The sequence below is a fragment of the Neobacillus terrisolis genome, assembly GCF_051233475.1.
Classification (GTDB): Bacteria; Bacillota; Bacilli; order Bacillales; family Cytobacillaceae; genus Bacillus_BU.
In genome coordinates, this window is sequence record NZ_JBKFGH010000035.1 from 1 (window position 1) to 17042 (window position 17042).

Below are 17042 nucleotides of genomic sequence, written 5' to 3' on the forward strand. Positions count from 1 at the left end.
GTGGTGTGACACCTGATCAAATACAATACGGTTTAAATAATCCAACGATGGTAACTCCAGAGACGAATACGGTCTTTAATGATTTTGAGGTAGCGAACGCATTGCTTCAAGCACATAAAAATGCTGCTGCCAATGGTGTGAGAGCCACAATGGAAATTGCCGACCCAAATCTTCGTCACATGCTATTAAACGGTGCGGTTAACTGTGTGAATCAAGCGTATGAGGTATTTTTATTTATGAACCAACAAGGGCTATATCAGGTACCTAAAATAAAAGATCACACAGCAAAAACGTTTCTTCACAGCTTTCAGCCTGCCGGAGAAGCGCTAAAAGCTCAATATACTTCCCAATTTGGACAACCACAAGGTCAGCCGATGATGGGGAATTTGATGGATGTAACTTCTGGAACTATGGCTACCCAAAACATGGCAATACATGGAGCAATAGGACAATCAGGACAAAGTCAATCCATCCCAGCAGTTGGTTTAGGGAGACAGACAAAAAGGGGCAGTGTTGGACAGCCATCTCCATCTTTTGGACAAATGGGGATGGGAAATGTAAGTGCTGGAAGTCAAACAAACATGCACCAATATCCAATTAATCAGCAGCATTAATAGAGGGTGACGATGATCGAAAAAACGGATTTTACCCTTTGATCTGCTTCATAAGTGTGGAAAAGCTAGACCATGCAACCGCATGGTCTTGTTTAATTGAATTAAATCAAGGATTCTTATATTTTGGGATTACAATATTTCAAGTGTCATAATATATTCAAAATCAAGTTGTGATAGAAGAAATGGATGTTGATATAATTGAAATATTAGAATAATCTATCAATTGATTCTTTCATAAAAGTTATGAATGAAGGAGGATTATTATGGTCGTAAATGAGGGTAGAATGGCACATGGCCATGCTTTAAATGCATTGTCTTATCTTCTTAATGAAACTTGGTCTTTTGAATTACTTGGATTAGTAAGGTTTGAGTTAGGCCAGGCGTACTACATGCTTAATAGGCATATAAAGAAAGGGGAATGTGCATGTGGTGACAGTCTAATAGATTTGAATTTGTACCGTTCACTATTAATTGACGTTAACGGAGCTATTTCCACTGAATCGCTTAGCCCCATCCCATTAGTCCGTGACGAACTAAAAGCCTATTTCTCCCAAAGAAAATCTTCTCACAATTGTATTTGTTCTACCCTGAACCAACAATCCATGATGTATGATGTTTAAAAGATTTATTAGATACAATCTTTTCTGAAAAAAAGTGAAATAACAATCATGATCATCCGATATATGGATGGTCTTTCTATTTTTTTGTCGAATTATAACAAAACGCCCTGGAAGAACTAAGTTCGTAATAAAACATGAAAATTTGCTTGTTTTTGCTGAAAATTATTAAGCAACACGGCCTTGGAGTTGTTATAATAAAGAATATCTGTGTTTTTAATTGGAAATATTTACAATTAGTAAAAATTTTTATTGCATGTATATAAACGATTTCATTCTGTTGTAAAATGAAGAAATACAGAGAATATTGTCGAATATAATTGAAAAATAGCGAAATAGACTTGAAATAGAGAGTAATATACAATGCCGTATAACTTAAGCCATGGATTGGAGACTGTCTGAATGCTAAGGGAACAAACAAGGTATTCTCGACTTGCAAATATAACAAAAATTATCAATACAAAACTAGAATTATCAATAGTATTGGAGCATGTTACTAGGGCAATATCTGAAGAAATTGTTCAATGTGATTCAGTTGGTATTTTTTTACCACAGGAGGATGGAACATATAAAGGATTTGCCGGAAAGCCTGAAATCATGAATGGTGAAACACTCCGTACGCAGGTAATTGATCCGAATATTGATATACTGGTCAGAGAGGTTATTGAAACCAAAAAAACGATCTACATACCTGATACGTCTAAAGATAGTCGTCCGGATCCTAGATCGGTTGATGCCTTTAAAATTAAATCCCTATTAGCTCTTCCAATCTCCTACGAGCAAGAGCTTTTTGGATTAGTATTTCTATTCGATTTTGGAACCCCTATGAACCTAACCGAATCAGAAATTCAAAGTGTTGAAGCTTATGTTAACATGGCTGCGGTTGCAATCCAAAATGCAAATAATCTACAACAAAAAGAAAACCTTATCGCTGAAAAGCAATTGTTATTGGATGTGACTCGAGAGCTTTCTATGTGTTCGTCGATGCAGGATTGTCTTGAAAAATGTTTTTTTTACTTAGGAAAGGTTTTAAACAATTATAATATTGATGTTCAGTTACTGGATCCTTTAGCTAATTCAAAAATTAGACCAATTATCCTTAATAAGGACCGTAACTGGTCGGATATTGATTGGATTAAATTATGTAATACTATTAAAAATGATCAAGGTTATGATTTCTGGATTCAAAAAGTGATTCAAACTAAAAAAGCGATCCACATTGCAGATATATTTACTGACGAAAAACTTAATCATGATGTATGCCGGAAATTTTACATTAAAGGACTATTTATTCTTCCATTAGTCTCAATGGGTCAGGTGTTAGGGGTTATTTCAGTTATTAATTTTGAGGAGGATAACCATCATTTCTCAAAATCACAGATTCAATTGGCACAATCCATTGTGGATACTACGTCTTCCACATTATCTAACCTTCTATATATGGACCAACTTGAAAATATGGTAGAAGAGCGAACAAAAGAACTAGCTGCTGCCAATGAAAAGGTTACGAATGTTATCGAAAGTATTTCGGATGGATTTTTTGCTTTAAATAAAGAATGGAAATATATTTATATAAATCAACATCAGATTTTGCCGCAAAAGAAAACAGCTCAAGAGGTCTTAAATAAAAATATATGGGAAGTCTACCCTAAATCCGTAAATACACCGATGTATAAGGAATTTCATCGGGCCATGTTTGAACGAGTCCCCGTTCATTTTGAAGCTCCTTCTGCCTATGACGATCATTGGTATGAGGTTGTTGCCTACCCTTTTGATGAAGGGATTTGTTGTCTTTTAAAAAATATAACCGAAAAGAAAAAATATGAGAAGGAAATGAAAAGATTATCTGGATTAGACTTAATCGGGCAAATGGCTGCAGGAATCAGTCATGAGATTAGAAATCCAATGACGACAGTCCGAGGTTTTTTACAGGTATTCAGTAAAGAGGAAAAATTTAAAAAATACGAAGAGTACTTAAACTTAATGATTGAAGAATTAGACCGTGCTAATTCTATCATTACGGAATTTCTTTCAATGGGTAATACCCGAAAATCTGAATTACAGAAGTTAGATTTAAATTTGATTATCCATGATATTACGCCACTACTAATGGTTGATGCTATAAACCAAAACAAATATATTCAATTGGAGACGAAAGAAATTCCGGAATTATTGTTAAATCGCAATGAGATTCGTCAATTAATTTTGAACTTATATCGGAATGGCTTAGAAGCTATGGAACCGGGGAAAGTCCTAACAATCGCAACTCATAAGGAAGATGATTGCGTTGTGCTTGCAGTGAAGGACCAAGGAAATGGAATCAAGCCTGAAGTATTAGAAAAATTGGGAACCCCATTTTTTACGACAAAGGAAAATGGAACTGGCCTGGGATTAGGTGTTTGCTATGGTATAGCAGCACGACATAATGCAAAAATTGAAATTCAAACAGGACCAGAAGGCACTACTTTTTTTGTGAAATTTAAAGCTTGAAATGGGATATTTTACCAAAAAGAAAGTTTTTTTAAAAAAGCTGTAGTATACAAAAATCTGTATACTACAGCTTTTTTCATGATAAAAAGGGTAGTTCAACAATATTTTTTTCAAATTTAAGGAAAAATACTATAGATGATTTCTTTGCTCTAACCGTTATAATTTTATAGTGTGTAAAAAAATATAATATTTTTCCATTGTTTGGTATCATTAACAATTTGTGAACTTTGATAATCTTTGTATTAAATTGATTGCAAATTAAGGTAAAATGAAAACTAAAAGTGAATGTGTCGAAAAAAGACGAAAAAGCGGTACCATTTACTGATCCAGGTCTTAAAACATCAGTGTCAAATTAATTATGCTAAGATTGGAGACCGGTTAAATGCAAAAGGAACAAACGAGGTATTCTCGTCTTGCTAATATAACAAAATTAATCAATACGAAACTTGAATTACGTGAAGTATTAGAGCATGTAACAACAGCCATTTCTGAAGAAATTGTTCAATGTGATTCTGTTGGGATTTATTTGCCGCAGGAAGATGGGAATTTCAGAGGTTATGTAGGAAAACCAGAAACAATTGATGGTTGGACACTCGATATGCATGTTATAGATACTGAAATAGATCTTTTGGCAAAAGAAGTAATTGAAACAAAAAAAACGATCTATATTCCCGATACTTCAAAGGATAATCGTCCGGATCCTAGAGCGGTCGAAGGATTTAAAATTAAATCCTTGTTAGCTCTGCCGATATCTTTTGAGCAGGAATTATTTGGTTTAGTATTTTTATTTGACTACGGGATTCCGATGAACTTAACGGAGTCAGAAATTCAAACAGTTGAAGCCTATGTCAACATGGCTGCTGTTGCGATTCAAAATGCAAATAACCTGACTCATAAAGAGAATCTTATCGCCGAAAAGCAGTTGTTACTTGATGTTACACGGGATTTGTCGATGTGTTCGTCAATGCAAGAAAGTCTCGATATTTGTTTTTCTTATGTTGGAAAGGTTTTAGATAATAATAATACAGGTGTTCATTTATTAGATCCTCTATTAGTCGGGAGAAAAATTAAACCGGCTGGATTGAGTAAGGATAGTGACTGGACAGAAGAAGCCTGGATTGAGACGCATAGAAAGATGAACAACGATCAAAATAATGATTTGGTTTTTCAAGAGGTAATAAAAACTAAAAAAGCTATTCTCATACCGGATGTGTTTGCAGATATTAGACCGAATCATGAACTTTGTGAAAACTTTGGCATAAAGGGACTATTTATGCTTCCATTAGTTTCTATGGGTGAGGTTCTAGGGACTATAGCTGTTGTCAATCTTGAGAAAAAAGGCGTCATCTATTCGGATGCTCAAATCCAATTGGCGCAATCGATTGTCGATGCAACGGCCTCGACTTTATCTAACCTATTGTATTTGGAAAAGCAAGAGGTCATTATCGAGGAAAGAACGTTTGAAATCACTGAGAAAAATTTCCAACTTGAACGAGTTGTAACAGAATTACAGAATATGAGCCGTGAGAAGGAGTTAATTCTTAACTCTGCCGGTGAAGGAATATTTGGTTTAGACCTTAATCGAAATATTACATTCTGTAATCCGGCTGGAGCCATGATGCTTGGATATGAGTCAAAATGTGAACTTATTGGAGTACCTGTAAGTCGGATATTTAATGGGTATGAATTGGGCTACCAAGAGGAAACATCGTCTATTTTCGAAGGAATATCTGATCATTATCATAAAGAAGAGAAGTTTTTTAGAAAAGATAATTCCTACTTTCCTGTTGAATTTGTCATCTCGTCTATAATGGAAGAAGATGAAATTGTTGGGGAAGTTGTTACATTTAAAGATATTACCCAACGGAAGCAGTTAGAAGAAGAAATCAAGTATCATGCTTATTTTGATAGCTTAACGGATCTGCCAAACAGGGTCCTGCTAAAGGACAGGTTAAACCAAGGTATTACTTACGCTCAAATGAATGGTGAAAAATTTGCAGTACTGTATTTAGACCTCGATCGTTTTAAGTATATCAACGATACCCTTGGGCATAGCTATGGGGATCTATTGCTACAAGATGTTGCCAAACGACTTTGTGGGTGTGTTCCAAAAAGTGCCACAGTATCCCGTCAAGGGGGAGATGAATTTACGATTTACCTTCCTAAAATTAAAAATGAAAATGAAGTGTTAAAGGTAGTCAATCTTGTTATCGATTCATTTTCTAAACCCTTTAATTTAATGGACAATGAAATCTACATTAAAACCAGTATTGGAATCAGTTTGTTCCCAGATAATGGGGATACGACAGATGCTTTAATCAAAAATGCTGATACAGCGATGTATAAATCAAAAGAAATATCAGGTAGCAGCTACCATTTCTTCAGTGAAGGTATGGATACAAGAACCTTTGAAAATATCAAGCTCGAAAATGCTTTATATAAAGCATTAGAACAAGAAGAGTTGATTTTATACTATCAGCCTCAAATCAATTATCAATCTAATAAGATTGTCGGGGTCGAGGCTTTGTTACGTTGGAATCATCCGAAGCGTGGCATGATTTCACCAGATAAGTTTATCCCAATTGCTGAAGAGACCGGTTTAATCGTTCCAATCGGTGAGTGGGTCTTAAAAGAGGCATGCAGACAATTGAAGGAATGGCATGAACAAGGAAGTCCATTAATCAGCATGTCCGTCAATTTATCTGTTCGGCAGTTTGAACAAAAAGACTTATATTCCACTGTAAAAAACGTCTTAAAGAAGGCGGGAATTTCACCAGAATATTTACATCTAGAGCTCACTGAAAATCTAATTGTTAAAAATGCTGAGTTAACGCTAAAAACAATGAAGAAATTAAAAGGTTTAGGAATAAATATCGCGATTGACGATTTTGGGACAGGGTATTCATCTTTAGGTTATCTGAAAAATATGCCGATCGATACACTAAAAATTGATAAATCTTTTGTTAAAGATATGCCAATTGATGATGCAGCCATTACCAATACGATCATTACCTTGGCTCAAAATTTAAACCTTAATGTCATTGCTGAGGGTGTTGAGACGAAACAACAGGCAGAATTTCTATCTGATCGAAAATGTTATTTAATGCAGGGGTATTATTTCAGTCGACCAATGGAGGCTGAAGATATTTCTAATAAATTCTTTACTTCAACAGAAAAACAATAATGGAGGAATAACATGAAAGCAGCTCGATTAGTACTAGAATATTTAAAGGGGAGTGGAGTCAAGCATATTTTCGGGATTCCAGCAGGGTCTGTAAATGGCATTTTCAATGAACTTTATGATATGCCGGAAATCACACCGGTTATCTCAAAGCATGAAGGTGCAGCATCCTATATGGCAGCCGCTTATGCAAAATACTCTGATCAAATGAGTGTTTGCATCGGTTGTAGTGGACCGGGTGGAACCAATCTGGTAACAGGTGCGGCCAATGCAATGCGTGAGCATTTGCCTGTTCTATTCATCACAGGTGCTGTCCCTGTAAATACTGAAGGGTTAAATGCTTCCCAGGAATTAGATGCTGAACCTATTTTTAGGCCAGTAACGAAGTACAGTGTAACGGTAAGAGATTCAAAGGACTTATTGAATCAAATCGTAACTGCAGCCGAAATAGCAGTGTCAGGAGTTCCAGGTCCTGTTCACATTGGAATCCCTATTGACGTTCAACATGAACAAGTGGAAGATGTTGAAATACCCGCTCCACCTAAAAGAACAGCGATGGTTCCTGATCTTGGAATCATAAAAAATGTAGCTGAGGAATTAGTGAAAAAAGAGCATGGCTATGTTTTTGTGGGACAAGGAGTTAGGAATTCCGTTGATCAATTAATCGAGCTTGCCGAGCTGCTTGAATGGCCGATCGTCGTGACACCGCAAGCCAAAGGATATATTCCTGAAAATCATCCTCTTTTTGCTGGAGTATTTGGTTTTGCAGGACATGAATCTGCTTCAAAATTGATTGGTGAAGGTAATGGACAAACATTATTAATTTTTGGTTCAAGCTTAGGTGAAACAGCAACCAATAATTATAATCAAAACCTTGCGAAAGATCGTTTCACGGTCCAATTCGACTTTGACCAATCGGTATTTAACCGAAAATATGAGATTGATATTCCTGTTTTAGGAGACATCAATTTAAGCTTATTATTTTTAATACAAGAATTGAAGGTTTTAGGTTTAGAGAAGAATATTAAACTAGTAGAAAACAATATCGATTCTATTGAAACTACAGATGAATATAATACGAAAAATGTGCTGTTAAATATTCAAAAGCATTTGCCAGAAAACACCCGATATTCGATTGATATTGGTGAGTTTATGTCCTATGTGATCCACCACATGAAGGTTCACCAATCGGATACATTTAATATTAATGTTCACTTTGGTGCGATGGGAACCGGAATTGCATCTGCAATTGGTTCCAAACTAGCTGAACCTGAGCGCCCAGCTGTCTGCATTACAGGAGATGGTTGCTTCTTCATGCATGGAATGGAAATCCTGACAGCACGAGAATACAATTTACCAATCTTGTTTGTGGTGATGAATAATGCTCGTTTAGGAATGGTTTACCATGGACATTCTCTACAATTTAAGCGTGTTCATTCAACCTTCGAACAAGAACCAACCAATATTTCTGCGATGGCAGCGGCAATGAATATACCAACCTATCGCGTTAATCAGTTAGAAGATATTAATCAAGAAGTGATTAATAGTTTATTGAATTTAGATGGACCGGCTGTTTTAGAGGTTGCATTAGTGGATAATAATGTACCGCCAATGGGAGATCGAGTTAAATTTTTATCTTCTTTTGGAAAATAAATATTTAAACACGATAACGCCTCTGTCTTGATGACAGAGGCGTTTTATGTTTATCCTTTTGGATATGATTGGCGGATCTCTTGAATCGTGGCGCCGATTGTTTGGCCTTTAAAGGAATCGGTTACCGCTTCCCCTGTGGGATTGGTGTATGTACAGCCGCCCAATTTCTCGTCAAAGGAATATCCGATTTCTGTTAAGGCATTGATTAAGTTAACCGGCAGGCTTGCTAACCCTGTTTGTTCAGTAAAATATCGGGTTGGAAAAATCTTCACCTCAACATCTCCCGTACCTGTGTGAACGACAAAAAGATCCTTTTCTTGTTGAAGCACCCACTGACCTTTTGAAAATAAAGAAATGCCTGCACCCTCTAATGAAGAAATCCCTTCTAAATTTATCCCAAAGATATCATTAATCAAGGTACGAATCTCTTTCCCTGTTATTACTTTATCCTCTTGGTTGAGGTAAGAGGAAATAAGTTTTCTTGCCAAAGTAGGTTCTGCAGGTGAAACCAATTCTAGTTCCACATCTATATCTTTTGTTAAAATAAGTACATTGTCTAGATTAAATCCGAAAAGGGCACTTACTATTTTACAAATCTCGTCACTAGTTATTTTTTTATGATTGGATTCGAAATATTTGTCCATGATTTCAATTTTTGTCATAGAAAGAATTTGTTCATTTAAAGCGTCATCAGAGCGTGCTCCGTCAAGTTCTTTTCTTAAAGCTTGCTTTAGCCCTTCGAGTATTTCAGAAGGATACTTGATTGTGTTTGAACTTAACATAAAAATAACCCCTATTCCCATAAATTAATTAGTACGTATCATTTATCTTATTTCCGAAATTGTTTATAATTTGGAAGTGAATAAACTTTATATCGATATAATTATATCTTAATTTTGGGGTTAAACCAGATAGATCAAGAGAACTTCTTTAGTTTTTTTGAAAGTGATAACCTTTAATAATCAAGAATAGATAACATCAGGGGAGGAACGAAAGGTGAAGGGACAAGCGAAATTTATTACTGCAATGCTGATCTTCGGTAGCATTGGAATTTTTGTGAAAAATATTAATCTCTCTTCAAGTGAGATTGCCTTATTGAGAGGGACAATAGGAAGTATTTTCTTAGTCATAGCCAGTTTATTTTTTAAGCAGAGACTTTCTTTTCATGCTATTAAGGATAACGTTGTATTGTTGATTTTTTCAGGTTCCGCCATTGGGTTTAACTGGATTTTCTTATTTGAAGCCTTTCGATTTACGACGATCGGCAATGCAACAGTAAGCTATTATTTTGCACCTGTCTTTGTAATGGCTCTTGCCCCAATTGTTCTTAAGGAAAAACTAACCCCTGTAAAAATAGGAAGTATTATCGTTGCCATGATCGGGTTATTTTTAATCGTAAATAATGGGGGAAGCACTACAGGGGGCTCGTATAATCACCCGGTTGGTATTTTTTATGGTCTTCTAGCTGCAGGATTGTACGCTAGTGTAGTTTTGATGAATAAATTTATTAAAAATCTGTCTGGTTTTGAAACGACCTTAATCCAGCTGTTGGTCGCTTCAATTGTGCTGCTTCCTTATGTGTACATAAAAGAAGGACTCGATTTCTCAGGTCTTGATCGGCATTCAGTCGTTTTCATTCTCATTCTCGGCATGATTCATACTGGATTAGCTTACTTCTTATATTTTGTGTCTCTCAAGGATCTAAAAGGACAAACGATTGCGGTATTAAGCTATATTGACCCGATTTCAGCGGTGGTGATGGCGGCGATTCTCCTCGGGGAAAACATGAGTCCGATTCAAATTGTTGGCGGGTTTCTGATATTAGGTTCAACTTTTTTTAGTGAGAAACTTGAAACGATACGTTTGCAAAGGGAAATTTAGAAGGTGGATTTCTTGGAGCTCCGGCGGAGTTGACTTTTGCCATTGGGACTTGCTTACTGACCATTATGGAGGTTTTACGGGTAAGTTTTGCCAGTGAGTGGAAATGGGAACGATCAGAGGGGGAATGTGCCCGCGAAGACCGAAAAAAAGCGGAAATGGGAACGATCAGAGAGTGAATGTGCCCGCGAAGACCCAAAAAAAGCGGAAATGGGAACGATCAGAGGATGAATGTGCCCGCGAAGACCCCAAAAAAGCAGAAACGGGAACAATCAGAGGATGAATGTGCCCGCGAAGACCCAAAAAAAGCAGAAACGGGAACAATCAGAGGATGAATGTGCCCGCGAAGACCCAAAAATAGCAGAAACGGGAACGATCAGAGGGTGAATGTGCCCGCGAAGACCCAAAAAAAGCAGAAACGGGAACAATCAGAGGATGAATGTGCCCGCGAAGACCCAAAAATAGCAGAAACGGGAACGATCAGAGGGTGAATGTGCCCGCGAAGACCCAAAAAAAGCAGAAACGGGAACAATCAGAGGATGAATGTGCCCGCGAAGACCCAAAAAAGCAGAAACGGGAACAATCAGAGGATGAATGTGCCCTCAAAGACCCGAAAAAAGCAGAAACGGGAACGATCAGAGGATGAATGTGCCCGCGAAGACCCAAAAAAAGAGGAAATGGGAACGATCAGAGGGGGAATGTGCCCGCGAAGACCCAAAAAAAAGCAGACCAATATGGAGGTCCAACGGGTAAGTATTGGCCAGTAGAAAATAATTTACTAACCACTTTGTAGCTTATGTACAGGTTTTAGAGTTCTTTACCAAAGTTACAATTATTCTATAAAGATCACTCTTTTTGATTGGTGGGGGAAACATGATTATTAATCATATATTAATTGTCAGTCCAATGTACAAGGAACTTCAGATCCTTATTGAAAGGGAAGGATTAACACCAACTTTTCGTTATCTTCCTGAGGAAGAGTTAGCTCAGGAAGATTTAATATGGGCTGATGCGTTGGTTTGTTTTAATTTAAAATCAACTATCGATTACAGTCAGGTAAAATGGGTTCATTCCCTTGGAGCCGGAGTTGACCGGTTTCTTTACCAAAAAAAATGGAATGAAGAGGTTTTGTTAACAAGAACAATTTGTTCATTTGGTCAACGAATTGGGGAGTATTGTTTAAGCTATATTTTGCGTGATTTGCAGTACCACATGGAATTTCAGGCCTTTAAGCAACAGAAAAAATGGGAACCGATCACTCCGAAGCTGTTAAATGAACAAAAAGTAATGATCTATGGAACAGGGGAAATCGGTCAAACAGTAGCGAAAATATTTTCTGCTTTAGGGATGGATGTAATTGGAGTGTCTTTAAGCGGCGAAGCAAAGAAATACTTTAAAGAAGTTCTCTCGGTTGATTCACATTTACCGCGCTTAAGCGAGATGAATTATCTTATTAATACCTTGCCGTTAACCGAACAAACAGCGAATATGTTCAATAAAGAAATCTTTCAACTCTTATGTAGTGCCGGGTTTATCAATGTTGGGAGGGGTGCCTCTTTAAATGAAGATGACCTCCTTGTTGCAATCGATGAAGACCGCGTCCGATTTGCTGTAGTTGACGTATTTTCAGAGGAGCCGCTTCCTACGGAGCATCCATTTTGGAATCATCCCAAAATCCATATAACCCCACATATTTCAGCTGTTACCACTCCGGATGAAGGGGTAGCTTGTTTTATTGAAACACTGAAAAATATCCAAGAAAATATGCCGCTTACTAATAAAGTAGATATAAAAAGAGGATATTAAGCAAAAATTTTTTCAGGACAAAGCTTTCATAGAGTTAATTAAACAATTACTAAGATTAGGTTCGCCCGGATACTCACAAAAATAAATTTATATTATACTAAATATGAAGTCATATATATATTTAATATCAGATATTGGCATCAAAACTGAGTTCAAGTGCCTTGTAATGCCAAAGGAGAATAAGCAGGTTATAGTCATTCAAAGACATGGACTAGAACAATTTGAAAAGGGCGGGGTTGACAATGAAAAAAGTTTCCGCATTTTTGGCTGTCGTTTTTCTATTTGGTATCTTGGTTGGTTGCAGCATGAATAACGGTAACAATAGTGTTGATGACAATAACAACAAAAACAATAACAACAATAGTAGCAATAATGGCAGCAATAACAACAACGAGAATGAAAAACCGAAACCGGAATTGTTGACTATCGAGAATTATTATCCCATTAAGAAAAACGCTCGATATATTTATGAAGGAGCTGGAAACGAGTTTGCATCCTTTGATATTTACACTGACTATGTATCAGGAACAAAATTCCAACAAAGAATCAACAATGGCGGCTCGGTGTTGGCTCGGGTCCTGGAGCTAAAGGATGGCAAGCTAATAAAGGTTTATTCAAGAGGAGAAGCGTATTATCGAGAAAACCATTTAAACACAGCGGATGATAATCAAGAAATTTTATTGATGGAGCCGATCAAAAAGGGAACAACATGGACATTAAAAGACTCAAGAGTTAGAACGATCACAGCTACTTCAGTTGCCATTTCCACACCGACAGGAAATTATCAAGCGCTTGAAGTTACAACAGAAAGCGATAATGATAAAACAATTGATTATTATGCTAAAAACATCGGATTAGTAAAATCCGTTTTCATCTCAGGTGGTAATGAAATAACCTCCACATTAAGTAAGATCGAGGAGAATGTTCCACTTATCCAAAACATTAATTTTTACTATCCGAATATCAATGACGGGAAAATCTATTATAAGAGCAAGCCCGTTTCGTTTTATACAAATGACATCACTAGAAAAGTTGTCGCAGAAGCCTACAAACAAGCGGCTAATAATCAGGTAGGAATTGTGTTTTCTGCAAATACCATGATAAACAGCTTATATTTAAATAAAGATCAACATGTGTACATTGATTTAAATCAGAAGTTTATCGACGAAATGGTGGCTGGTGCCGGGTATGAAGGAATGATTCTTCAAAGCATTGCCAATACGTTCGGGCAATACTATAATTCCGAGAGAGTGTACATCACCATTGATAACAAGCTATATGAGTCCGGTCATATCTCCATGAAAAAAGGAGAATACTTAAAGGTTCAATTTGAAAACACAGTTGAACTGAAGTAGGATGGAAACTGTTTAAAAAGCAGGGGTACCATGAATGGTGTACCCCTGCTTTTTTTTCTACATTTTGAATGCAATTATTTGGTAGCGGACATATGTTCCGCTATTTTCACAAAAAGGGTTGTTTTGATTGGCTAAGCGGACACCAGATTCCTTATTTGCTAATAAATTGGCAGTATTTTGTGGTTTTTATGTAAATAAGGTATCCTGTGTCCGCGTAAGTCTAGAAAAAGGGTAATTTTATCAAAATAAGGTCCTCTATGTCCGGTAAATAATTGAGCTTTGTAATAGAAGATAAATTAGCTAGAATTGACTGGGTTATTTTTATAAAAAGTTATATTTGAACTCCTACTTTTGGGAAGCATTCTTTATAAAATCATTTCAGATTGTACGTAATGATAAAGAAGCTTCGCCGTGTTTGCAATGGAATCCTGATGGGTTCTTTCAAATGCGTGGGAAGAGTCGATACCAGGGCCAACTAAGCCATGAATGATATCATGTCCTGCACGTATGGCAGCTGAAGCATCTGAGCCATAATACGGATAGATATCTAGTTTGTAGCCAATTTGATGATCCTTTGCTAGCTGCACAAGTCTTTTTCTTAATTCATAATGATAGGGCCCGCTTGCATCTTTCGTACAAATCGAAACGGTGTATTCATCTGTAGCTTGACCATCACCGATGGCGCCCATATCCACAGCTAGGTATTCAACCGTTTCAATAGGAATGTTGGAGTTTCCGCCATAGCCAATTTCCTCATTATTAGAGATAAGGAAATGGGTTGTGTAGGGAAGCAGAATTTTTTCTGATATTATTTGTTTTATTAGCTGAAGAAGGATCGCAACACTTGCTTTATCATCAAGATGTCTAGATTTAATAAAGCCAGTTGGTGTTTTTTGCACCCGAGGGTCAAAGGAAACAAAGTCGCCAATTTGAATTCCAAGGGAACACACGTCGTCTGCGTTATGTACTTTTTCATCTATACGCACTTCCATATTATCCTGATTGCGTTCGGTTTTGTCTGCATCTTTATACACATGAACGGATGTTTGATGCATTAAAATCGTGCCAGTGAACTTTTGGCCTGAGGATGTTTCAATTTCGCAATATTCACCTTCGATGGAATTATATTTAAACCCGCCAATTAAATCTAGCTTAAGGCGGCCGCTCGGCTTAATTTCTTTTACAATCGCACCAAGAGTATCAACGTGAGCAGTTAACATTCTGTGGTTTTGCTCGTCTTTGCCAGGAAGGGTTGCGATCAATCCACCTTTGCGATTCCTCTTTGTTTTAACATTTAATTCATTGAGGAAATGTTCTACAAACGTGATGACTTCATTGGTATTTCCAGAAGGACTTGGAATTTGGACCAATTTTTTTAATAAACATATTGTTTCTTCAGTGTTTGGATAAGCCAAGTGAAAGCTCCTCTCTTCGAAAAATCATTTTCATTTATCATTATAATCGTTTATGTTAATAGAAGATAATCTAAATATAGAACGAGAACTTATCCAAAAAAGGAGCTCCGGAAATGAATCCCAAAACAAAGTGGAATTCAAAACATAAAGAACGTATTAACAATGCTGAAGAACCTGCACCCAATGAACGATTAATGAAGTTATCTTCTTATCTAAACGGGGGGTTAGCCCTTGATCTTGCTTGTGGTCTTGGAGGAAATAGTGTTTTCTTAGCTCGACTAAACTATGAAGTGGAAGCAATTGATATATCAGAAGTGGCAATACAATATATTGCCGAGCAGGCCGCTATACACAAGCTTGAAATGGATGCTCACATGTATGATCTTACTGAAATGAATCATCTCAAGCTCCATCACAGTTCTTATAACCTGGTGGTCATTACATATTATCTAGATCGTTCACTGTTTCCATTGGTAAAATCCATCATAAAAGAGAATGGGTATTTCTTTATGGAAACCTTCTATTTATCACCATACAATAAGAACGAAGGAGTTTCTAATCAATACAAATTATACTCTAATGAGTTGTTAACTGAATTTGCAGATTGGAAGATTCTTTATTATGAAGAAAATGAACAGGATGGAAGGCAAACAATTTTTTGTGAAAAAAAATGAACGAGCCGAATATTTTGAAAGTGAGGCAGACGATGGTGCATTTGGAAAAACAATTTCCGATCATAATAGATATGCAGAAGGAAAAAGCGGTTATCTGGTTTAATCAATGTGTTAGTTCTCAATCCGCACCACAAATTTCGGCTGAGGATATTGAAGGAGCAAGACAACGGTTAGAACGATTTGCCCCATACATAGAAAAGGTCTTCCCGGAAACAGCTATGAATCATGGAATAATTGAATCGGAGCTGAAAGAGATTCCGAAAATGAAGGTGGCGCTTCAAAAATATAGTGAAAAAACTTTAGTAGGCAGATTGCTGATAAAATGTGATAGTCATTTGCCTATCTCAGGTTCGATTAAGGCAAGGGGAGGCATTTATGAAGTTCTCTCTATCGCAGAAACGATTGCCATAGACAAAGGAGAATTATCAATTGAGGAGGATTACTCTGTCCTAGCTGATGATAAATATAAAAGGCTTTTTTCTAATTACTCTATCTCTGTTGGTTCTACTGGGAATCTTGGATTAAGCATCGGCATCATCAGTGCCAAGCTTGGTTTTAACGTTACTGTTCATATGTCAGCCGAGGCAAGACGATGGAAAAAAGATTTACTTAGGGAAAAAGGCGTTACGGTTATTGAATATGAAGCGGATTACGAAAAGGCAGTAGCCGAAGGGAGAAAACAAGCGGAGCAAGACCCAAACTGTCATTTTATCGATGACGAAAATTCTAAGGCACTCTTTCTCGGTTATGCCGTTGCAGCCAAGCGGGTTGAACATCAATTGAGACAACAAAATATATCAGTAGATGCTCAACATCCATTGTTTGTCTATCTCCCTTGTGGTGTAGGTGGTGGACCAGGCGGAGTAGCATATGGTCTAAAACAAATTTATGGGGACCATGTCCATTGTTTTTTTGCGGAACCTGTCCAGGCGCCATGCATGCTTCTTGGTGTTATGACCGGATTACACAGTAACATATGTGTTCAGGATATAGGCTTAACCGGTCGGACAGCAGCGGACGGTTTAGCGGTGGGGAGGGCTTCACAGTTTGTCGGAACGATAATCGGTCATCAGTTAGACGGGATTTTCACTGTTGAAGATGACCGTTTATTCCAATTCCTCTCCACATTAGCGAGTGAGGAAAATATTGCAATTGAGCCGTCAGCAGCCGCTGGTTTTCCAGGATTTTTCCTAACTCAAAATCATTCTGACTACTGTACAAAAATCGGTCAAACTGCCATGAGCCAATCCACTCACATTGTATGGGCAACTGGAGGAAGTATGGTCCCAAGTCAAGAAATGCAGCAATATATTGAAAAAGGAAATGCATTGAACGCCTCATCTGGAGCATGAAAAATAA

The 17042-nt window shown here is 37.0% G+C and carries 14 protein-coding genes; 12 read left to right on the forward strand and 2 right to left on the reverse strand.

Annotated elements, in window-relative coordinates:
* From ACI48O_RS18965 to ACI48O_RS18985, 5 genes are all read left to right on the forward strand, one after another.
* The coding region (locus ACI48O_RS18965) for a spore coat protein (RefSeq protein ID WP_435563414.1) at positions 1–614 on the forward strand (614 nt) is incomplete at its 5' end.
* Between the two features lie 263 nt (positions 615–877).
* A complete protein-coding gene (locus tag ACI48O_RS18970; protein WP_435563415.1) occupies positions 878–1234 on the forward strand; it encodes a hypothetical protein in 357 nt (118 codons plus the stop codon).
* Between the two features lie 399 nt (positions 1235–1633).
* Positions 1634–3721 (forward strand): GAF domain-containing protein, encoded by a 2088-nt coding sequence (locus tag ACI48O_RS18975; protein WP_435563416.1) that lies wholly within the window; start codon positions 1634–1636, stop codon positions 3719–3721.
* A gap of 382 nt (positions 3722–4103) precedes the next feature.
* Positions 4104–6905, forward strand: coding sequence for an EAL domain-containing protein (locus ACI48O_RS18980; RefSeq protein WP_435563417.1), 2802 nt, complete (start codon positions 4104–4106; stop codon positions 6903–6905).
* 12 nt (positions 6906–6917) lie between these two features.
* The gene (locus tag ACI48O_RS18985) at positions 6918–8555 is read left to right on the forward strand and encodes a thiamine pyrophosphate-binding protein (protein WP_435563418.1); all 1638 of its coding nucleotides are present in this window, start codon (positions 6918–6920) and stop codon (positions 8553–8555) included.
* A gap of 50 nt (positions 8556–8605) precedes the next feature.
* Here the strand turns inward: ACI48O_RS18985 and ACI48O_RS18990 are convergent, their stop codons facing one another.
* A complete protein-coding gene (locus ACI48O_RS18990; protein WP_435563419.1) occupies positions 8606–9337 on the reverse strand; it encodes a hypothetical protein in 732 nt (243 codons plus the stop codon).
* Between the two features lie 214 nt (positions 9338–9551).
* On the opposite strand from ACI48O_RS18990, the gene ACI48O_RS18995 reads away from it, so the two are divergent.
* From ACI48O_RS18995 to ACI48O_RS19015, 5 genes are all read left to right on the forward strand, one after another.
* Entirely contained in the window at positions 9552–10436 is an 885-nt protein-coding gene (locus tag ACI48O_RS18995; RefSeq protein WP_435563420.1) for a DMT family transporter, read from the forward strand.
* 29 nt (positions 10437–10465) lie between these two features.
* On the forward strand, positions 10466–10612 hold the full coding sequence (locus tag ACI48O_RS19000) for a hypothetical protein (protein ID WP_435563421.1): 147 nt from the start codon (positions 10466–10468) through the stop codon (positions 10610–10612).
* A 314-nt stretch (positions 10613–10926) separates the two neighbouring features.
* Positions 10927–11079 carry a hypothetical protein gene (locus ACI48O_RS19005; RefSeq protein WP_435563422.1) on the forward strand — a complete coding sequence of 51 codons (153 nt, stop codon included), beginning with the start codon at positions 10927–10929 and terminating at the stop codon, positions 11077–11079.
* A gap of 227 nt (positions 11080–11306) precedes the next feature.
* Positions 11307–12239 carry a D-2-hydroxyacid dehydrogenase gene (locus tag ACI48O_RS19010; protein ID WP_435563423.1) on the forward strand — a complete coding sequence of 311 codons (933 nt, stop codon included), beginning with the start codon at positions 11307–11309 and terminating at the stop codon, positions 12237–12239.
* A gap of 242 nt (positions 12240–12481) precedes the next feature.
* Positions 12482–13594 (forward strand): GerMN domain-containing protein, encoded by a 1113-nt coding sequence (locus ACI48O_RS19015; RefSeq protein ID WP_435563424.1) that lies wholly within the window; start codon positions 12482–12484, stop codon positions 13592–13594.
* Between the two features lie 365 nt (positions 13595–13959).
* Here the strand turns inward: ACI48O_RS19015 and ACI48O_RS19020 are convergent, their stop codons facing one another.
* Positions 13960–15009 (reverse strand): M42 family metallopeptidase, encoded by a 1050-nt coding sequence (locus ACI48O_RS19020; RefSeq protein WP_435563425.1) that lies wholly within the window; start codon positions 15007–15009, stop codon positions 13960–13962.
* Between the two features lie 113 nt (positions 15010–15122).
* Here ACI48O_RS19020 and ACI48O_RS19025 point away from each other — a divergent pair, with 113 nt between their 5' ends.
* Both ACI48O_RS19025 and ACI48O_RS19030 read left to right on the forward strand, forming a co-directional pair.
* On the forward strand, positions 15123–15683 hold the full coding sequence (locus ACI48O_RS19025; protein WP_435563426.1) for a class I SAM-dependent methyltransferase: 561 nt from the start codon (positions 15123–15125) through the stop codon (positions 15681–15683).
* Positions 15684–15715: 32 nt separating this feature from the next.
* Positions 15716–17035: a D-serine ammonia-lyase gene (locus ACI48O_RS19030; protein WP_435563427.1), complete on the forward strand. Its 1320-nt coding sequence runs from the start codon at positions 15716–15718 to the stop codon at positions 17033–17035.
* Positions 17036–17042 lie beyond the last annotated feature (7 nt).